The sequence below is a fragment of the Pseudoalteromonas sp. RB2-MNA-CIBAN-0110 genome (assembly GCF_040309305.1).
GTDB lineage: Bacteria > Pseudomonadota > Gammaproteobacteria > Enterobacterales > Alteromonadaceae > Pseudoalteromonas > Pseudoalteromonas arctica.
This window is the reverse complement of the sequence record NZ_JBEOOQ010000014.1, coordinates 1-18,978: the sequence shown is the minus strand read 5'-3', so window position 1 is coordinate 18,978 and position 18,978 is coordinate 1. Positions and strand designations below refer to the sequence as shown.

Genomic DNA, 18,978 nt, shown 5'->3' with positions numbered 1-18,978 from the left:
GTCGGTAATCAAATAGGTAAATCGAGTGGTGCTAGGTTTTCCAGTGCACGCTTTTTCAAAATAATATCTTTAATTAATGGGGTAAGCACAAGCTCCATAGCCAAGCCCATTTTGCCGCCTGGTACTACAAGCGTATTAATACGAGACATAAAACTGCCTTCGATCATGCGTAAATAATAAGGAAAATCAACATCATCAATACCCCTAAAGCGAATAACTACAAAGCTTTCATCAAGAGATGGAATATCTTTGGCGCTAAATGGATTTGAGGTATCAACAGTAGGCACCCGCTGAAAATTAATATGGGTACGAGAAAACTGCGGGGTAATATGATTTATATAGTCATCCATACTGCGCACAATAGAGCCCATAACCGCTTCGCGAGAATGGCCTCGTTCGGATGTATCGCGTATTAATTTTTGAATCCACTCAAGGTTAATAATTGGAACCATGCCTATTAATAAATCGACATGCTTTGCCACGTCTACATCTTGATCAACTACACCACCGTGTAACCCTTCATAAAACAAAATATCAGTATTGCTATCAAGGTCTTGCCAAGGAGTAAATGTACCCGGTAATTGATTGTATGGGACGGCTTCATCAAAGGTGTGTAAGTATCGGCGTAACTTACCTTGGCCTGTTTCACTATAGTTTTCAAACAACGCTTCTAAAGCACCAAAGTCATTTGCTTCTCGGCCAAAGTAACTAATGTGTTTATTTTCTTGTTGTGCTTCACGTACTTTTTTATCCATTTCAGGGCGAGTGTAACGATGAAAGCTATCTCCTTCGATAAAAGCCGCTTCAATATTAAGGCTACGGAAAATATGTTTAATTGCATTGGTTGTGGTGGTTGTACCCGCACCAGACGAACCCGTAATCGCAATAATAGGATTTTTAGCTGACATGTTAATTCTCTTTTTTAGGACCAGGTTTTATAACCAGACTAAACTTAACATTATTTTAAGCCGTTTGGGTATCTTAAGAGTTGACTGACTTAGCTCAAGTGACGTCATCAGCAAATAACGTTATCATGAGGTGCTTAAAATTAAAACGAGAGAAAGCATGAAACTTATTAAACCATTACTTGGGATATTTTCTATAGCAGCGCTTAGCCCAATTATGGCGCAGGCTAGCATGCCAAAAAGCCAAGTATTACTTGCTGATTTAAATACGCCTTATGGGGTACAAGTTAATATAGTGAGTGATAAAAACAGTTATAACAACCAACCGCACTTAACAAGTACAGGTTTATACTTTACTCATGAGGTGACTGCAGGTGAGCAAAGCCAAACCGATATTGCTTATTACGATTTAACATCAAAAAAAGTTATTAATATCAGTAACTCTCCCGTAAGCGAATATTCACCAACGATTATGCCAAGTGGTGATGCAGTATCAGCGATTGTTGTAGAGGCAGATGGTAAGCAAAAACTGTGGCAATACCCACTCAAAAGCGAAGATGCGCCAAGTCGTATTTTTGATTGGATTGAACCTGTTGGGTACCATGCTTGGGGCGTTCAAAATGATTTAGTGATGTTTATTTTAGGAAAGCCTCACACTCTTCAATATACTTCTGTTGCACAAGCGAAGGGAAAAATAGCTGCCAGCAATATTGGCCGAACGCTTATTTATAACAACTCTACGGCTGCATTTTTATTTAGTTACACTAAAAACGAGCAACATATTTTAGCGAGTTTTAATCCACAGGATAAACAAGTTGAAGACCTACTAAGGTTACCTGCTCAAGTTCAAGATTTTATTTTGAAAGATGATGAAACTATCGCTTATGCTATTAAAAACCGCGTTTATCAGCGTAAACTTGATGGAAGTGATGAAGTATCGCAATGGCTTAATTTAAGCACCTACTGCGAAACAAATATAACAAGAATGAGTTACAACAATGAAAAACTCGCTTTTGTATGTGATATAACGCAGTAAAGCAGACAAATAAATTCAGATTTTATTGTGTGTATGCGTTAATCTAATACGCAAATTAACTAATAGGGATTACACGTGGCTTATAGTGCAGACGAGCTGACAGAACAGCTCATTAAATTACAGTGTAGAAGTAATTTTAAGATTAAAAATATTGCAGAGTACATGTTAGTAAACTCTAAAGAAGCATTTTATACCCACAGCGAAAGCGGTAAGGGTAAAATAGTAATTCGCCCAGCATTTGAGGTGTTTAGCGATGACTTTAGTGATATTGATGGCGTAACGCGTGCGCAAGGCTACTTTCATAGCAGCGAGATGACACGCTTTCCTACACGTATTTTTAAAAGTACTCAGCCTATTCACTACGGTGTGGCATTTAAAATAAACTCTGAGCAAGCAGCAAAAGACTTTATAGCCAAGCTAACTATGATTATTGGTAACTAATAAAACATAAACGTAAAAAGCCGCTGAATTTATATTCAGCGGCTTTTGTGTTTTTATAGCTTAATAAACCTAAGGGTTACTTACTTTTTAAGAAGCTATTAACCGATTCAAGTTCACGTGTTTTAAGCGCGATACAATCGTTTGTGCTTTCTTCAAGCTTACTTAATGTACGAGCGTAACCGGCTACATCGGCTACTTTTTCGTTAAAAAAGGTCTTTGTTTTAGCTAAGCTTTCTGCATTACAACTCGCCGTTGTAAAGTACGGCAAGTTAGGAATAAAGAAAGGCGGTAAGCTTGCTGTTACTTTATCGTAGTTACTGTAAACCCAGTCAATAAATAACGCTTGGCGCTCATCTGTATAACTTTGACCTGACAAAATAGTACGCATGTCAGAGGCAGTTACTTCATCCGTTAAGCTATAAGCTAATACCGCTTTTTGTAATTCAGGTTTGCCAAAAAAGCCCATTGCAGCAAGCATGTTAGTGCGTACTTGTGGATCTTTCGTTGTTTTAAACGTTGTCATGAATTGATCAAGCAGCGCTTTGTCACCATGAAAAGCAGCAAGAGTTAAGTACGTACCGGCTAAGTAAGGGTCTACTTTTTGTGGATCATTTAAATAAACTTGTGTTTGTTCTTTCGCTTTACTGATTACGTTTTGATCTTCACCATCAAAACCTAAGCGTGATACAACGGCCGCACGAAGTTGTGCAATAGCTCCGTCTTCTCCCGCTTTAGCTTCTAAACCATATTTTTTAGCTGCAGGCGTTACTGCATTACGAATAAATTCAGGCCATAGGTCTTTATTGCTATCGTCTTTAAAAGTACGTTGTTGCGATACTAAGTAACCTAGTGCGGTATTTGCTACGCGAGGATGGCTATCGCTTACGAACACTTCAAGTGTTTGCATTAACTTAGCAGCAGATATAACACCAGCGTCAAGTAGTGCATCAGTAGCCGATAACAACGCTAAGCGTTCACGGTCACTCAGTACGCTTGGCGCCTTTTTAACAAGTGCGCTAAATTGTGCGTCATCCATTACCCAGCGGTAGTAGCCTAGTGCACCCTGATCTGGATAAATCCATTCTGGCTCAAAGTCTAAGTCTAGTGTTTGGCTTTGTTTATTAAGTAATACATTTGCTGTTTTTACTTTATCGCCAGCACCATATTTAATTGCAACCGGTACATTCCATAACTGTTCTGGCGCATCAACGCCTGCATTTACAAAGCGGCTTTGTGAAATAGTTACTTTGCTGCCTTGTTGAGTTACTTTAACTAGTGGGAAAGAAGACTGTTCAATAAACGATTTTAAAACACTCGCTACGTCTTTATTTGATGCTTTACCAAGTGCTTCCCACAAATCTGCCGCTTCAGCATTTTTATATGAAAACTCTTTTAAGTAGCTTTGAATACCTTTTTGGAATGCATCTTCGCCAATCCAGTTTTCAACCATAGCAAGTACTGAGCTGCCTTTACTGTAAGCAAGACCTAAACCGTCCATAATGTCGGCTTCGGTTTTAATTGGCTTACGAATAGGCTTGGTGCTTAGGCGTGCATCAAGTGCCATTACGTTGTTTTGTGGCAGGTCTAAGTGCGATTCAAACTCAGGGTTAAGCTGCTTAGTAATTTTTGCAGCCATCCAGCTAGCAAACGCTTCGTTTAACCATAAGTCGTTCCACCATTTCATGGTTACTAAGTTACCGTACCATTGGTGAGCAAGTTCGTGAGCAATAATTGATACATTACGTTGTTTTTTACTGCGTGTTGCGGCAGCTAAATCAACCAATAAAATATCTTCTCTGTAGGTCACTAAGCCTGAGTTTTCCATTGCGCCAAATGGAAACTCTGGTACCGCTACTGAGTCTAATTTTTTGTAAACGTAAGGGATACCAAAATACGCTTCAAGTGCGCCCAGTACTTTTGGCATATTTTCTTTTGCGTATTGGGCTAAGTGAATTTTACCTTGAGGGGTAATTACACGACCAGGAATTGGCATGCCTTTAATTTCTAATTCTTCAAACGGGCCAACAGCCATCGCTACTAGGTATGAAGGGATTGGCGGTGTTTTATCAAAAAAGTGTGTGGTCATATCGCCATTAACTGTTGTTTTTAACTCTGGCGTATTTGAATATACTTTTTGTGATGTAGGCGCAGTAATCGTTAACTGAAATGGAATTTTGTAACTTGGCTCGTCAAAAACAGGAAATGCACGGCGTGCATCACTCATTTCAAATTGAGTAAATAAGTAAGGAGTGCCTTGGTCTAATGTTTTGTATAAACCAACACTTTGACGGTTATATGGCGCTGAAAAATCAACTTTAAGTGTGTATTTACCTGGTTGAATTTGCTCATCACAGCTAAATTTTACTTTACCTGTTTTAAGCATTTCATTGTTTAAATCACAGTTTTCATCACCAAGCAGTTGCGCCATTTTAACAGCGTAAGCTACGCCATTTAACTCAATGTATTTTGTTGGTTTTAGTACTTCTAGGGAAATCTCAGTCATCCCTGTGAATGTATCTTGGCTCGGGTCGAGTGTTAACGACACCTGTTGTGAACTTGGTTTTGCGAGTTTTTCAATAACGAATTCGTTAGCGTTTGCAGCACCCATTGCTAAAGCAACGCTCACTGTTAAGAGGCTTTTAAGAAACATAGTGATCCCTAGATTGTTGTTGTTAGAAACTACCCTAAATAGGCTTTTTTATGCTCATATAATTAGGGGGTTAGATATCCTAACAGTTTTTTTAAATAGAGTAATTGATTATAACGGTGACTTTAAGGGGAAATAGTAACAAAGTTTGTCAGTGGCTTTCGCGCGTTATAAAACGCTGCCAATGCAGGTGTGAGTTAATAATACGTATTTGTTGGACAACGGTATTTAATAAGTGGGTATCGCTAAACACATCGTGTGGATACTCGTTAAAACCCATCAAGTAATTAAAAGCGTCTTTAGAGTTAGCTTGTAGGGCGTATATACGCACTTGTTGCTCAAAGTTAAGACGAAGACTGCTTATTGCTGTTTTCATACCGAGTTGATCTACGTTTGGTATATCACATTTTTGCAGATAACCGGCTCGCTCACCTTCGCCTGAAAACCAAATGCGGACTTTCTCACTGTACCTGCCAGTTTTAGCCGGTAAGTCGAACATTAATCGGTGTTGGTTTTGCGATTTGATGAACGTTATATATTCATTAAATCCAGCATTTATAAGTGCTTGATGTATAGGAACTAAGCGAGGTTTTATTTTACCGTGGGTATGAAAATTAAAGCATAAGACGTTTTTTTCAAGGGACAGATCGTCAAGCGTTAAATAACCAATCTCATCGCTATAAGCACCACTATAATATGCAATTAAAGGGAGCCAAAAATGCCAGTGTTTTGGTTGCTCTCGTGCAACTTTAAAATCACCGTATATATATCCATTATAAAGAGTGTGCAGTTCCATGGCTGAAAAGGGCCGGCGACCAAGATGGGTTTTCAACGTAATACCTTGAAAATAATGATGTGTTTTATTTTATACCCAACTAGCAGTAGATGCTAGTCGGGTTTTATCCGCTTTTAGAGTAAAGCGTATAAAGTATTATTCACTCAATGCGCGAGCTAAACCTGTAGGTTCAATTTCTGCACACACTTGGTCGTCATTCCAATTGATACCAACAAGTGCGTTATCTTCATTTAAGTCTTCAACCCATGCATCTAAAAATTCATCAAGGTTGATTTCTACTGGGCTGTAATCTTTCCACTCTTCTTTACACTGTGCTTTAGCTGCTGCTTCACTTTCCCAAAGCAGTAGTACGTCAGTTTCGTCAAATTGGTTAGAATCGCACACTACAAAGCCATTATCTTCTGCACCAAGTGCCCAAATTACTTCGCTAACACGTACTTTTTCTACGAAGTTAACTAGTTGTGATTCAATTTCGATATCGCTCATGTGTTTACCCTTTTAAATTAGTGACGAGGATTGGTGTCTATTGCTGCTTGGCGCTCGTCATATTGCTTATGAAAAGCAACAAGCGCTGAATGCTGACTAAAGTCAGCTAATTCGCGAAAGCAAATCCAATCAAGCAGGCAGTATAAACTGATGTTGAGGTATTCACAGCTTTTAAATTCTTCATCGCTTAAATGGGTATTTAAAAAGCTTAATGTTTGTTCAATACGTTCGTTTTGCAGATTAAAAAATAATTTATCGCTTTTGGTGTCAAATCCAGAACGTTTACACAACACCATTTCTACTAACGAATCGTTACAGGCATTTATAGTCGTAAGTAAGTGCTCTTGAGGCCACGTTAGTTTTGGCTGACCTGTTTTTTCAAGTAAATAACGCAATATAGAATTAGAGTCACTAAGAGTTAAGTCGCCATCTACCAGTATTGGGATTTTTCGAGCTGGATTTTTACTGGCCATAGTAGGGCGATCTTGCTCAGAAAATATATCGAGACTTACAAGCTCTAGTTTGCAGCTGTTTTGTTGTGCCCAAATTCTAATGCGGCGCACGTAAGGTGAAGGTACAGAACCAATTAATTGCATAATTACTCCATAAAAAAGCCGCATAAGCGGCTTTTATCAAATGTTACTTACAGTACAGTTAAATTTATTCTGAACGGCTAGTAACTTCAAGTAAATGATAACCAAATTGAGTTTGCACAGGGCCTTGTACTTGATTAATTGGCGCAGAAAACACAACTTTATCAAACTCTGGAACCATCATACCAGGGCCAAACTCACCAAGAGCACCGCCATCCTGACCTGAAGGACAATTAGAATGTGCTTTTGCTAGTTCAGCAAAGTCTTCGCCTTGCTCAATTTTTGTTTTTAAGTCTAAGCATTGTGCTTCACTGTCTACAAGTATATGTCGTGCGCTTGCTACTGTCATAAAATCTCCCGAGTATAGTGTGGTGTTTTTTTAACCGAATTGAAATGTCATTCTAATTAATTTCAACTAATTGTACCAGTATAAACTTATTTATCAGAAAACGCAGTTTCAATTGCAGTAATCATTTGCTCTGAATTAGGTGCCACTTTGCTGTTAAACCGTAAAACTGTTTTACGATCAGCAGACACTAAGTATTTATAAAAGTTCCAATTTGGAGAGCTAGTTTGCTCATTCAAATATTTAAAAATTGGATTTGCTTCGCTACCACGAACTTTGCTGGTGGCAAACATGGGAAAAGTTACACCATAATTTACAAAGCATACTTTCGCTGTTTCTTTTTCATTGTCTTCTTCTTGAAAAAAGTCATCAGAGGGGAACCCTAATACGACTAAACCTTGCTCTTTGTATTGTTGATATAGCGCTTCAAGGCCTTTAAATTGATATGTAAAACCACAATTACTTGCCGTGTTTACTATTAACAAAGGTTTATTTTTAAATTGGCACAAGTTAATAGATTCTTTTGAGCGAAGCTTTCGTATATCTACATTGGTAAAATCTTGGCAGTCCTGTGTAGAGGTTTTATTTATGATTGATGGTGTTTGAGCTTGAAGGGGAGCATTAATAAGTAAAGCCGTTAAACCTATTATAATTATTTTAAGCATTACATTACCTAAACTTTACGATTGTTTGATTGGATAATCATACGCTAATATGGAACAAATTGATCAACCCTCTAATGACCTATGACAATCCGTTTAGCAACTATTAATGATCTTAATGAAATTGTAGCCATTTACAACGAAACTATTGCAGGGCGAATGGTAACTGCAGATACGCAAGAAGTGAGCGTTGACGAAAAGCGTGACTGGTTTAATAGCCACAACGATAAAAGGCCTATTTACGTTTACTGCGAAAATAACCAAGTACTTGCTTGGGTAAGTTATAAATCGTTTTATGGGCGCCCAGCTTACGACGGCACAGTAGAAATGAGCATTTACATTACCAGTAAAGCGCAAGGTAAAGGGCTTGGTAAAAAGCTAATGATATTTGCTCAAACACAAGCTAAGCAATTAAATATTAAAGTATTACTCGGCTTTATTTTTAGTCATAACTTACCGAGTGTTAAATTGTTTAAGCATTTTGATTTTGCAATATGGGGTGAGTTGCCAAGCGTTGCCATAATGGATGATAAGGCGTATAGCCTTACTATTTTTGGAAAACATCTGGAATAAATTATTTTTCATAATGTTGTAATATTTTTTTACAAAATAAGACGAAGGGTTTATGCCAATTAAATAAAAATAGTCTACGCTATTATCATATTAAGTTTATTAATTTGAAGTGTAGCTTGATGATTCGAAAAATATTAATTGTTGATAGTAGCAGTGTCATCGCAATGCGTGTGAAAGTGCTTTTAGAATTAATAGGATGTGAAGTCGAATTAATTCATTTCAGCATGCTAGACATGTATACCAATATAGGCGACTACGACTTAGTTGTTGTTGCCCATGGTGTGCCTGTTGATTCTATAAAACCGCTTGTTAGCCAAGTAGCGCAAGAGCGTTTTATGCTGCTTGCTCCAAAAGCACAAAGTGGTGAGCAACTAACTGCGTTTAGTGAGCTAAATCATGTTGCGCCTGACGCAACCGTGATCTACCCGTTTTTTTCTAATAAAGAAATTACTTCTCTTTTAGAGAGCCTACTAGAATTAGGCTCTAATCATATTTTGCAGTTACCTACTATTTTACTCGTCGATCATGTTCCTGAGCGCCTCGAAAAAATGAAAAACAGCTTGATTGGTGCTCATATCGAGACCCATACAGCAACCACCTCTGCAGAAGCTTTAGAAATTACGAAAGAAAAGCAAATCGATATACTAATAAGTGATTTTGTTTTAGATGACGGAACCGGTTTAGAAATTTTTTCAAACTTAAAAATAATGCAACCACATTGCCGTTGCTTATTATTTACCTCACGTCCCGATCAAGTTTCAATGATTGAAGCTATTCGTCAAGGTGTAGAAGACGTACTTATTAAGCCATTGAACGACAGCTCATTATTACAATCAATACATAAACTGTGGCAAACAGAGTTATTAAAACGCCATAACGCAGAACTTGTCGAAAGGCTACAAGATACGGTTGATGCCCTGATTGAAAAAGACAGCCTACTTCAGGTTATTTATAAGCATACGCCTGATGCAATTATGTTGTTTGAGAAGTGCGGTAGAGTGATAGAAGCTAATGATGCTTGTTTAAAACTATTTAACTTACCGTTTAACGAACTCGAAGGTAAATCAGTATTTAGCTTTTTAGATGATGATTCAACGTTAGGTATTAAAAATAAAATTTCGACACTAAACAGTAATCGCCAATTTAGCTGCGACTTACGTTTATCTAAAACTGCAGGGGGCTATATACCGTTAGTGGGATCTTTTAATGAGATAGATCACCATGGCGAAATAGCACTTGCCGTAATATTTAAAAATGTAACTCACCTCAAGCAAAAAGAAGATTTACTACTTGAAGCAAAAGATATCCTTGAAGAGCAAGTAAGGGCGCGTACCTCACAACTCGAGCACGCTAAAAACGTCGCTGAGGCTGCAAACTTAAGTAAATCAGAGTTTTTAGCAAACATGTCGCATGAACTTCGAACACCTATGCACTCTATTTTAAGCTTTTCACGTTTTGGTTTAAGCAAGCTAGAAACTGGAGATTTTGCAAAAGAAAAACTCATTAAATACCTATCGCGAATAGAGAGTAGTGGTGAGCGTTTACTGTCGTTACTAAATAATTTACTCGATCTATCTAAGCTAGATGTGGGTAAGTTTCCATTTAATCCTCGTCCATATAATTTAGCGAACATTATAAAAACAAGTATTGATGATGTATCTGGTACGGCAATGGAAAAAGAAATTGAGGTTGTATTTACCGCGCAGCCATTACCTGTAATTGCGCAATGTGATGAAGAGCAAATAAATCAGTTACTTCGAAACGTATTAGGTAATGCACTTAAATTTAGCGAACCCAAAAGTAAAATACGGGTAAATTTAGAGTCAGATAATAAGCTTGCTACTATAGAGGTTACCGATAATGGGGTCGGTATACCAGAAGATGAGCTAGAACATATTTTTACTAAGTTTGTACAAAGCAGCAAAACAAATAGCGGTGCCGGTGGTACCGGATTGGGCCTTGCATTGTGTAGAGAGTTTGTGTCTTTACATCAAGGTGAGATCACTGCACGTAACAACGAAAATGGTGGTGCAACTATATCTATACAGGTGCCATTAGAAATAAATCTAGATGATCATTTGGCTGAAGATCAATTAATACAACACAGTAATTAATTGTTTTTTGGCAAGCCAAGTAACTTTTTTGAGAATTTGAATGGATGATAAATTATGGCCTTAACTAAAATACTTGCCGTTGATGACGAACCCTTTAACCTTGAAATTATTGAGGAAATTTTAGAGGAGCTTGATTTTGAATTACAAGTAGCAACGAGTGGTCCTGAGTGTTTAAACATGGTTGAAGGCTATATGCCTCAGGTTATATTGCTCGACGTAAGTATGCCGCAAATGAACGGTTATGAAGTATGTAAGGCACTTAAAGCAAACCCAAATACAGCACACATTATTGTTATGTTTGTGTCTGCTCGTGGCACAGTTGAAGAGCGCATGGAAGGCTACTCAGTTGGTGCAGAAGACTATATTGTAAAACCCTTTGGCCATGATGAACTTAAGTCAAAGCTTAAAAATTTAAACCAAGTACTTGTTGAAAAACAAAGCCTTGAAAAGCAAGTTGAAGATGCTACATCAACTGCATTTAATGCCATGGCTAACAGCAGTGAAATGGGGCAGATAGTTAACTACGTTGAAAACATAGGCTTTATTAATGACCCTCAAGAGCTAGGTAAAGCGCTTATAGATTGCCTACAATCTTTTGATTTGCAAAGTAATATTGAGTTTAGAGAGAACGATGAAATTAGTCACTTTGCATTAAGTGGCGTGTGTTCACCTATTGTGGTGGAGCTATTTGAAATGCTTAAAAACAAAGGGCGTTTACATGAATTTTCGCATCGAATTTTAGTTAACTATGAATTGATTAGCTTACTTATTTTAAATATGCCTGATCACGATCCAGATAAGCACGGGCGTATACGCGACCACGTATGTTTTATTGTCAGTGTTACCGAGCAGCAGCTACGCGCCATCATGACTAAGAAAATGCTTGAATCACAACAAGCAAAACTTAATGCCGTAGCAAGTACAGTTCACAGTAAGTTTCATGGCTTAATTAGCTTATTGAATGACAACCGTCAAAACAACGAAAAAGTGTTTAAACAGTTACAAGAAGAGCTCGAAGAACGTATCCCATCAATGGGATTAGATGAAGATCAGGAGGTGCTTATTTATAAAAAAGTAGATGAAACTATCCAAAACTCAGTGGCCAGAGAGGAGTCTGTTAAACAGGTAAAAGCAGCTTTTGCTGAAATTGAGCAAGACCTGTCATTGCTTTTAAAGAGCTAAATATATTTAATTAAATAATGTTACTTTAAGGCTTACTCCAACTGCATTATGCATCTCTGGGTAAGCCTTTTTCTACGATTCTGATTAACCTAGCCGTTTTACGAATTTGTAATCGTTGTTTATCGTTTTGTTGAGCAAGCGCCCATTCAATATGTTCTAAAACAAGCTCGCTGGATATTTGGCTTTTATCTTGTAAAGCATGAATAATAGCCGGGCTAAACTCTGCATTACCTAAACCGACCGCTATATTACGTAACCAACGTTCGTGACCTATGCGGCGAATAGGGCTGCCTTCGGTATTTTTTAAAAATGTAGGCTCATCCCAAGCAAATAGCTCAAGTAAATCTTTATTTTTTAATTGAGTACGGGGATGAAAGTCATTTTCATCCGTTATTTGTCCATAACGATTCCAAGGGCATACCAACTGGCAATCATCACAACCATAGATACGGTTGCCTAATAAAGTTCGGTATTGTTCGGGTATAGGGCCTTGGTGTTCTATCGTTAAGTACGATATGCATTTACGTGCATCAACAACGTAAGGCTCTACAATTGCACCTGTTGGGCAAAGAGTAATACAAGCAACACATTTACCGCAGCCTTCAAACGTATTCTCTGCATCTATTGGTAGAGGTAAATCAATAAATAGCTCGCCTAAAAAAAACCACGATCCTGCTTCTTGGTTAATTAATAAAGAATGCTTACCACGCCACCCTAAACCGGCTTTTTCGGCAAGTTGACGCTCAAGTACCGGGGCTGAATCTACAAAGGGCCTAAAGCCATATTCGCCAATTTCTTGCTCTATTTTTTGGCCAAGTTTTTTTAAACGATTACGCATTAATTTATGGTAATCACGACCCAGTGCATAACGACTTATGTATGCTTTTTCTTTATTTTTTAAGGTTTTTGCAAAGCCAGCATCGGGAGGGAGATAATTCATTTTTACGGATATAACACGCTGTGTACCAGGTACTAATTCAGCAGGGCGAGCGCGTTTCATGCCGTGAGCAGCCATATAATCCATCGAGCCGTGGTAGCCAGCATCAAGCCAGCGTTGCAATTGGGCTTCGTGCTTAGATAGGTCAATATCAGTAATACCTACTTCGCTAAAACCAAGCTCTTGCCCCCAAGTTTTTATTTGTAGGGCTAATTTTTCATAGTCTGGGGTAGGGTTGCTCACACACTTCACACACTTAAATTAATAGCTGCGTAATTTACCATATTTCTCTGAGCCCGAAAACGCTTCTTAGCGCACGAAGCGCTTTAACTGTTGTTGGGTCTGTAAGCTTAACTGTTGAGATTGCTCGCTATCGGCTAATGCCGTATCTATTTGCTGTTTAGCTTGCTCACCTAAGGCTACTATTTGCTCTACCGATTGGTGAGTATTAGTTTGAGTGCCCTCAAGCATATGTACAGCACTGGCTATTTGTTGTAGTTGCTGTTGGTTGTGCTCAAACTCACTAAGCATTTTTGTAAAACCCTCACAGGTTGCACTAATTGAGCTTTGTGCATTATTGGAGTGAGTCATTAATTGCTCTGACTCTTTATTTGTTTCATTTACTAGCTCATTCATTTGAGTAATAAAGTCGCTTATTTGCCTAGTTGCGCCACTTACCTTTATTGAAAGTGTGCGTACTTCGTCTGCAACTACGGCAAACCCTCTGCCAGCTTCACCCGCTCTAGCTGCTTCTATTGCGGCGTTAAGGGCTAACAAATTAGTTTGATCAGAAAACTCTTCAACCATTTTTAAAATACTACGAATGTTTTCACTGTTCTCTTTCAGTCCCGCAATTGTATTTGAAAAGCTACCTAGCATATTAGTAATAAGTTTAACCTGCTTTACTAAAGCAGCGAGCTCTGATGCAGATAGTTTTACAAAGTTAAGGTGTTCATTATTAACGTTATGCACGCTATCTGTATTATTTACTATGTTTTGTAAGCTTTGGGTTATTTGCATACTGGCATTAATAATACTGTGGCTTAACTGTATTTGTTGCTCACTTGATTGCTCAGTATTTTTCATCGATTCAGTGACTTGTATATTACTGTGTGTACTAGCTTGAGCACTGTTATATGTTGTGCTGAGTAACTCACTTAAATGGGCAGTAAATATATTATATTGTGAACTTAAATCTTTAAATTCGTCATACGAAAAGTGAGGAAGTTTTGCTGCTAAATTTGCATCTTGTTGGTTTATTTTTATCAAAGTATCGCGCATAGCGGTAACAGGGCGAACAATTAAAAAACGCATATAAAAAAGAGTAAAAATAAAACCAGATATAATAACAAGCGTAAGAAGCCAAAATAGCCCTGTACTTTGCTGTTGTTCGCTTAAGCTCTGATGCAGCCAAAATAACGTAATTGCTTGGAACAATAATACAAAACTTAAATTACCGACTATTTTACGCGTTAACGTAAAAAAGAATGTTTGCTCTATATAGTTATAAATTTTCATAAAACTACTCATTATGCTTAAGCCCTACGATTCTTATTTTAGTTAGGGAGGTGTTAGTTAGCTTTTTTGTAACGATAACAAGTAAGCTTTGGTTCGCGCTGGGTAATTTGTAAAAATTCCGTCTATGCCATACTCAAGCATTAGCGCTATATCTTGTTCTCTATCGACCGTATAAGCATAAATCTTTAAGCCTCTTTTTTTTGCATCATCGGCAAAAGCCTTATTTATAAAGGTTTTATCTGCATGTACGCTATAAGCGTTTAAATCACTTGCAAACTTTGCATAGTTAATTGGAATAGAAGAAGTAAGGGCGCCTATTTTAAGCCATGGTAGCTTGCTTTTAAGCCACTGTAGTTGATGATGATCAAACGATGATACTAAAATATTCGCTTTCGATATTTTGTTAGCTTCAATATTTTCTTCAAGTTGAGCCACAAATCTTTCTAGTTCAAATGTATGTTTAAGCTCAATATTTAATAAAGATTTATTGTTATTCCAATCAAACAACTGTTGAAGAGTGGGAATTTTTTCACCCTTTCCAGCATCAAGTTTAGAGAGTTCATGTGCCGTAAAGTTACTCACCTTACCTTTACCGCTGGTGGTTCTATCGAGCCATGAGTCGTGTATTACCATGTAATCATCTAAGGAACTTTGAATATCTACTTCAATACCATCAACACCTACTTTTAATGCTTCTAAAATAGCGCTTTTGGTGTTTTCAGGAAAATCCCCACTGGCACCACGGTGTGCAAATACTTTCATTGTCGAGCCTTTTTAGTGATTGACCACGTTTCAAAACAAGCGGCACTAACAATAAGTGCTCCACCAACTAACGTCATAACAGTAGGACGTTCATGAATAATTACTATAGCCAGTATGGTGCCATAAAGTGGTTGCAAGCAAGAAATTAACCCTGCGGTTGCCGCTGATAAATGCTTTAAACTTGCTGCAAATAATGAATGAGGTGTAGCCGTAAAAATAACACCCGCTATGGCAATTAAAATTAGGTCGTGATTACTAACCTCATATACCGGCACTTCTATAAATGCGCACAGCATAATGCTTGCCACTAAGGTTTGATAAAACATAGTTTGCGGGCCACCATATTGGCTAAAGTAGCGCTTATGGGTAATGTTTCTGATTGAAAAAAACAATGCCGATATAACACCTGTTATTACACCTAAGGTCACATCGTCGCCTAAATTTGCACTTGGTACTAATAAGTAAATACCTAAAACAACCACCGCCGCACTTATTATATCTTTTGCTTTTGGCCTGCTTTTATTAAATAAGGGTTCTAAAAACACCGTCATTACGGGATAGCTAAAAAATGCCAGCATTCCAATAGTTATACCGGCCATTTGCATACCAGCAAAATAGGTAACCCAGTGAATACCCACCGCAACACCTAAAAATAACGCAATAAGGTAGTCTTTAGGTTTGTTGAGTTTAATTTGTTTTCTTTGAAAATACAGCATGGCTAAAATAGCCATTCCTGCAATTGCAGTTCTGTAAACGGTAATATCTAAAGCATTTAAACCAATAAGCTTGGCAAATAGAGCGGTTCCGCCAAAAAGTAATACCGCTATGTGCAAATAAATTAAACTTTGCTGCTGAGATTGCATTTAGTTTCCTTGTTGTACTTTTTGAACATATTAACATTACTTAAAAATTCTTAAGATGAATTTTTTTATCGCATGACAAATGTCATAAAAGTTGATGACACTTCACACTCTTATTATTTTTATACGCTGGCATAGTTACCTTACTCAACAGGGGATAATTATGAATTCTTTAATTTTAATCAGCTTAACTATTAATGAAGTGCTAGAGGCGTTAAGTTTTACGATTACGTACGCAGATTGCTTTATGCTGGCATGCATTTTTATGTTATTTATATTTATTAATAAAAATAGTGCTATAAGTAAAAATAATATGCCTGAGGTATTAGTATGAGCTCGCTTAACTCCTTTTCTCAACAAAGTGATAAAGGTTTTTGGAAATATGGGCATTTAATTTTTACAGGCTTTTATTTACTCCCACTAATAATTAATTTTGCGAGCTTTACTGCTAACCAAATAACGATGTCTTTAGCCTTTTATGTTGCTTTTATTCTTTTATATGTAAAAGCAATAAACTGCAAAAGTGCAGGGGTGACCAAGTTGTTTGTAGCCATGCTATTAATTTGTTTTTGCGCCACTTTTTACACCACAGGTACTCCTACTTTATTTGGCTTTGCAGCGTACGTAGCAGGCTATGCATATAGCTACCATCAAAGAATTTATGCTGCACTCGCGATTATATCTACGGTTTTATTAAGCGCATATATTGGTGATATAGGGAAGGTGCAATACTTTTTAGCTGTTGCTTTGATTTTATGTGCAGCCTTATTTAGTTACGGTATTGCAGCTAAAAGAGAGAGCCTGTACAAAAAACGTGAGCAAGAAAACGCTAACCAATTAGAGCAATTAGCAGCAATTGCTGAGCGTGAACGGATAGCCCGCGACTTGCACGATATTTTAGGTCACTCATTGTCATCTATTGCTTTAAAAGCTGAGCTTGCCAATAAATTAAACCAAGGTGAGCGTTACGCTCAAGCAAATAGCGAAATTGCACAAGTGGCCGATCTGGCAAGGCAGTTACTCAGTGATGTAAGAAGCGCCGTTAGTGATTTAAAACAGCTTAACCTTGTTAGCCAAGTAGCACAGTTAAAACAAAGATTAATAGAACAAGACTTTAACGTTTCATTTAATGTAGTTTTAAATACTCTACCCGCCAAAGTAGAGGGCATCGCAGGCCTTATAATTAAAGAAGCCGTTACCAATTTGCTACGTCATAGCAGCACAAAAAATTGCGAAATAAATATAGAACAAACAGCGCAGCAGCTACTCATTACCGTTATTGATCGTGCACCGTGCTCCACATTAAATTCGGGCAATGGCCTAAATGGTATTAAAGAGCGAGCAGAACAACTCAATGGTAGTGCAACATTTACCTGTGGCGATATTTTTACTTTAAATGTAATGCTACCAATTTCAGCTAAGGATTTACAATGATCAGAGTGTATTTAGTGGAAGATCAAGCGCTTGTGCGCGACGCAGTAGCAGCATTGTTAGGACTCGATTTTAATATTGAGATTATTGGGCAAGCAAGTAACGGGCAAGATGCACTTAATGCAATTGAAGCGCTTGATAGTGATTTACATCCCGATATAATTTTAACCGATATAGAAATGCCAACCATGAATGGTATAGAGCTGAGTGAAAAAATAGCCGCTAAGTTCCCCGCTATAAAAATGGTTATTATGACCACATTTTCTCGTGCGGGTTATATTAGGCGAGCGCTTACGGCAGGTGTTAAAGGTTTTATTTTAAAAGAAGCACCCAGTGAAGAGCTAATAAATGCGCTTAAAAAAGTAATGCAGGGGCAAAAAGTGATAGACCCAGAGCTTGCTATCAATGCATTAGACGACGCAGATCCACTTACCGATAAAGAACGCAAAGCACTTAAACTTGCAAGCGACGGCCTTAAAACAAGCGACATAGCCAAGCAGTTATTTATAAGTGAAGGTACCACACGTAATTATTTATCAGACGCTATTGCTAAGCTAAACGCCACTAACCGTATAGATGCTGCGCGTATAGCTAAACAAAAAGGATGGCTTTAAATAGTGGGTTTATAAATTATAAGCAAAGTATTACTATGTTATACCAATCTGCTTATATATGGGGTCTATTTAACGTTAAGAAAATTACGCTAGAACTAGGCAAAAATTTTTGTATCTAGTTGTTCTAAATAAAAAATTTTTAACGACGTTATAGTGAAATTTAATTCGTTAAATTGATCAAAGATTTATGCAGGTTGGTATTACTTATAAAAGTAACGAACAGCGCTTAAAGTTAGCTTAAAAAGCGTTAAAAGAGGGTTTAATGGCAAATCTAATAGAACTAATAACTAAAAATAACACCGCTATACTCACCATGAATACCGCTGAAAACCGCCACAATCCAGCGTTTTTGGCTGAGTTTAATTTACATCTTGACCACATTGAAGCAGATCAAAATATTAAGTCAGTTATTTTAACGTCCTCGAGTGACAAAAACTGGTCATTAGGCATCGACCTTCAATGGATGTCTAATCCAAGTATTTTACCTGCAGCTATTTCTGACTTTATGATTCAAATAAGTGACTTGTTTAAGCGCATAGTTACTTTTCCTATGCCTATTATTGCTGCGTTAAACGGGCATACCTATGGCAATGGTGCTGTGCTTGCGTGTGCGTGCGATTTTAGATTTATGAAGTCAGATAAAGGCTTCTTTTGTTTTCCTGAAGTGGATGTGATGGTGCCGTTTGTACCGTCGATGTTTCCTATAATTAATAAAGCAATTTCGCAAACATTCTTTAATCGTTTAGCTATGTCAGGAGAGCGTGTTGGTGCACAGCAGTTGCTAGAGAACAAAGTAGTTGAAGCTGTGTTTGCAAATAACGATGAACTACAAGCAGGTGTACTTGAGTTTGCCCAGCAGTTTAATAAAAACCGCTGGATTTACGCTCAAAATAAATCACAAATGAATAAGCAAATTTTGCTTACAATGAAAGAAGAAGACCCAAGTTTTATTGATAATATAAGCAAACTGCTCTGGAAAAACCTACAAAAAAAATAAATAACCTGATGTAATGGTCTCCTCCCTATACGGCATCTATGTGCCATGATTAAAGTGGTTACAATAATCAAAGGGAGA

At 37.5% G+C, this 18,978-nt stretch carries 19 protein-coding genes; 8 read left to right on the top strand and 11 right to left on the bottom strand.

The annotated features are described in order from the left end of the window. Nucleotides 1-8: 8 nt before the first annotated feature. Complete coding sequence (locus AAEY68_RS08865) at nt 9-908, bottom strand: phosphoribulokinase (RefSeq protein WP_007579904.1); 900 nt, start codon at nt 906-908, stop codon at nt 9-11. A gap of 157 nt (nt 909-1,065) precedes the next feature. On the opposite strand from AAEY68_RS08865, the gene AAEY68_RS08860 reads away from it, so the two are divergent. Further along, nucleotides 1,066-1,941 carry a TolB-like translocation protein gene (locus tag AAEY68_RS08860; RefSeq protein WP_024592891.1) on the top strand — a complete coding sequence of 292 codons (876 nt, stop codon included), beginning with the start codon at nt 1,066-1,068 and terminating at the stop codon, nt 1,939-1,941. Nucleotides 1,942-2,016: 75 nt separating this feature from the next. Continuing rightward, nucleotides 2,017-2,382: a hypothetical protein gene (locus AAEY68_RS08855; RefSeq protein WP_024592890.1), complete on the top strand. Its 366-nt coding sequence runs from the start codon at nt 2,017-2,019 to the stop codon at nt 2,380-2,382. A 76-nt stretch (nt 2,383-2,458) separates the two neighbouring features. Here AAEY68_RS08855 and AAEY68_RS08850 read toward each other — a convergent pair whose 3' ends face one another. The 6 genes from AAEY68_RS08850 to AAEY68_RS08825 form a co-directional block, all read right to left on the bottom strand. Further along, complete coding sequence (locus AAEY68_RS08850) at nt 2,459-5,032, bottom strand: M1 family metallopeptidase (protein WP_166377001.1); 2,574 nt, start codon at nt 5,030-5,032, stop codon at nt 2,459-2,461. 148 nt (nt 5,033-5,180) lie between these two features. After that, nucleotides 5,181-5,861, bottom strand: a complete 681-nt coding sequence (locus AAEY68_RS08845; RefSeq protein WP_024592887.1) for a site-specific integrase — start codon at nt 5,859-5,861, stop codon at nt 5,181-5,183. A gap of 99 nt (nt 5,862-5,960) precedes the next feature. Continuing rightward, nucleotides 5,961-6,311 carry a DUF2750 domain-containing protein gene (locus AAEY68_RS08840; protein WP_007579911.1) on the bottom strand — a complete coding sequence of 117 codons (351 nt, stop codon included), beginning with the start codon at nt 6,309-6,311 and terminating at the stop codon, nt 5,961-5,963. Between the two features lie 17 nt (nt 6,312-6,328). Next, on the bottom strand, nt 6,329-6,907 hold the full coding sequence (locus tag AAEY68_RS08835; RefSeq protein WP_007579913.1) for a glutathione S-transferase family protein: 579 nt from the start codon (nt 6,905-6,907) through the stop codon (nt 6,329-6,331). A gap of 64 nt (nt 6,908-6,971) precedes the next feature. Beyond that, nucleotides 6,972-7,253 carry a peptidylprolyl isomerase gene (locus tag AAEY68_RS08830; RefSeq protein WP_002958009.1) on the bottom strand — a complete coding sequence of 94 codons (282 nt, stop codon included), beginning with the start codon at nt 7,251-7,253 and terminating at the stop codon, nt 6,972-6,974. Nucleotides 7,254-7,339: 86 nt separating this feature from the next. After that, complete coding sequence (locus AAEY68_RS08825; RefSeq protein ID WP_024590220.1) at nt 7,340-7,915, bottom strand: glutathione peroxidase; 576 nt, start codon at nt 7,913-7,915, stop codon at nt 7,340-7,342. An 81-nt stretch (nt 7,916-7,996) separates the two neighbouring features. On the opposite strand from AAEY68_RS08825, the gene AAEY68_RS08820 reads away from it, so the two are divergent. From AAEY68_RS08820 to AAEY68_RS08810, 3 genes are all read left to right on the top strand, one after another. Next, nucleotides 7,997-8,485 carry a GNAT family N-acetyltransferase gene (locus AAEY68_RS08820; protein WP_007579917.1) on the top strand — a complete coding sequence of 163 codons (489 nt, stop codon included), beginning with the start codon at nt 7,997-7,999 and terminating at the stop codon, nt 8,483-8,485. 119 nt (nt 8,486-8,604) lie between these two features. Further along, nucleotides 8,605-10,599 carry a hybrid sensor histidine kinase/response regulator gene (locus AAEY68_RS08815; protein WP_197101277.1) on the top strand — a complete coding sequence of 665 codons (1,995 nt, stop codon included), beginning with the start codon at nt 8,605-8,607 and terminating at the stop codon, nt 10,597-10,599. Between the two features lie 54 nt (nt 10,600-10,653). Further along, nucleotides 10,654-11,781, top strand: a complete 1,128-nt coding sequence (locus tag AAEY68_RS08810) for a response regulator (RefSeq protein ID WP_350585836.1) — start codon at nt 10,654-10,656, stop codon at nt 11,779-11,781. Between the two features lie 46 nt (nt 11,782-11,827). Here AAEY68_RS08810 and queG read toward each other — a convergent pair whose 3' ends face one another. From queG to AAEY68_RS08790, 4 genes are all read right to left on the bottom strand, one after another. Continuing rightward, nucleotides 11,828-12,961 carry a tRNA epoxyqueuosine(34) reductase QueG gene (gene queG / locus AAEY68_RS08805; RefSeq protein ID WP_121955309.1) on the bottom strand — a complete coding sequence of 378 codons (1,134 nt, stop codon included), beginning with the start codon at nt 12,959-12,961 and terminating at the stop codon, nt 11,828-11,830. A gap of 66 nt (nt 12,962-13,027) precedes the next feature. After that, the gene (locus tag AAEY68_RS08800; RefSeq protein ID WP_350585835.1) at nt 13,028-14,248 is read right to left on the bottom strand and encodes a methyl-accepting chemotaxis protein; all 1,221 of its coding nucleotides are present in this window, start codon (nt 14,246-14,248) and stop codon (nt 13,028-13,030) included. A 45-nt stretch (nt 14,249-14,293) separates the two neighbouring features. After that, a complete protein-coding gene (locus AAEY68_RS08795; protein ID WP_350585834.1) occupies nt 14,294-14,998 on the bottom strand; it encodes a glycerophosphodiester phosphodiesterase in 705 nt (234 codons plus the stop codon). Beyond that, complete coding sequence (locus AAEY68_RS08790; protein WP_350585833.1) at nt 14,995-15,861, bottom strand: DMT family transporter; 867 nt, start codon at nt 15,859-15,861, stop codon at nt 14,995-14,997. Before AAEY68_RS08790 ends, AAEY68_RS08795 begins: the two co-directional genes overlap by 4 nt. 327 nt (nt 15,862-16,188) lie before the next feature. Between AAEY68_RS08790 and AAEY68_RS08785 the strand changes: the two genes are divergently transcribed. From AAEY68_RS08785 to AAEY68_RS08775, 3 genes are all read left to right on the top strand, one after another. Then, entirely contained in the window at nt 16,189-17,292 is a 1,104-nt protein-coding gene (locus AAEY68_RS08785; protein WP_010554317.1) for a sensor histidine kinase, read from the top strand. After that, entirely contained in the window at nt 17,289-17,903 is a 615-nt protein-coding gene (locus AAEY68_RS08780) for a response regulator transcription factor (RefSeq protein WP_058154167.1), read from the top strand. Before AAEY68_RS08785 ends, AAEY68_RS08780 begins: the two co-directional genes overlap by 4 nt. Before the next feature lie 262 nt (nt 17,904-18,165). Beyond that, nucleotides 18,166-18,900 carry an enoyl-CoA hydratase/isomerase family protein gene (locus AAEY68_RS08775; RefSeq protein WP_350585832.1) on the top strand — a complete coding sequence of 245 codons (735 nt, stop codon included), beginning with the start codon at nt 18,166-18,168 and terminating at the stop codon, nt 18,898-18,900. Nucleotides 18,901-18,978 lie beyond the last annotated feature (78 nt).

What these genes read in the sequence shown, in the direction of transcription:
- AAEY68_RS08865 (WP_007579904.1), bottom strand. Translation starts at nt 908, where the DNA reads ATGTCAGCTAAAAATCCTATTATTGCGATTACGGGTTCGTCTGGTGCG.
- AAEY68_RS08860 (WP_024592891.1), top strand. Translation starts at nt 1,066, where the DNA reads ATGAAACTTATTAAACCATTACTTGGGATATTTTCTATAGCAGCGCTT.
- AAEY68_RS08850 (WP_166377001.1), bottom strand. Translation starts at nt 5,032, where the DNA reads ATGTTTCTTAAAAGCCTCTTAACAGTGAGCGTTGCTTTAGCAATGGGT.
- AAEY68_RS08840 (WP_007579911.1), bottom strand. Translation starts at nt 6,311, where the DNA reads ATGAGCGATATCGAAATTGAATCACAACTAGTTAACTTCGTAGAAAAA.
- AAEY68_RS08835 (WP_007579913.1), bottom strand. Translation starts at nt 6,907, where the DNA reads ATGCAATTAATTGGTTCTGTACCTTCACCTTACGTGCGCCGCATTAGA.
- AAEY68_RS08830 (WP_002958009.1), bottom strand. Translation starts at nt 7,253, where the DNA reads ATGACAGTAGCAAGCGCACGACATATACTTGTAGACAGTGAAGCACAA.
- AAEY68_RS08825 (WP_024590220.1), bottom strand. Translation starts at nt 7,915, where the DNA reads ATGCTTAAAATAATTATAATAGGTTTAACGGCTTTACTTATTAATGCT.
- AAEY68_RS08820 (WP_007579917.1), top strand. Translation starts at nt 7,997, where the DNA reads ATGACAATCCGTTTAGCAACTATTAATGATCTTAATGAAATTGTAGCC.
- AAEY68_RS08815 (WP_197101277.1), top strand. Translation starts at nt 8,605, where the DNA reads ATGATTCGAAAAATATTAATTGTTGATAGTAGCAGTGTCATCGCAATG.
- AAEY68_RS08810 (WP_350585836.1), top strand. Translation starts at nt 10,654, where the DNA reads ATGGCCTTAACTAAAATACTTGCCGTTGATGACGAACCCTTTAACCTT.
- AAEY68_RS08800 (WP_350585835.1), bottom strand. Translation starts at nt 14,248, where the DNA reads ATGAGTAGTTTTATGAAAATTTATAACTATATAGAGCAAACATTCTTT.
- AAEY68_RS08795 (WP_350585834.1), bottom strand. Translation starts at nt 14,998, where the DNA reads ATGAAAGTATTTGCACACCGTGGTGCCAGTGGGGATTTTCCTGAAAAC.
- AAEY68_RS08790 (WP_350585833.1), bottom strand. Translation starts at nt 15,861, where the DNA reads ATGCAATCTCAGCAGCAAAGTTTAATTTATTTGCACATAGCGGTATTA.
- AAEY68_RS08785 (WP_010554317.1), top strand. Translation starts at nt 16,189, where the DNA reads ATGAGCTCGCTTAACTCCTTTTCTCAACAAAGTGATAAAGGTTTTTGG.
- AAEY68_RS08780 (WP_058154167.1), top strand. Translation starts at nt 17,289, where the DNA reads ATGATCAGAGTGTATTTAGTGGAAGATCAAGCGCTTGTGCGCGACGCA.
- AAEY68_RS08775 (WP_350585832.1), top strand. Translation starts at nt 18,166, where the DNA reads ATGGCAAATCTAATAGAACTAATAACTAAAAATAACACCGCTATACTC.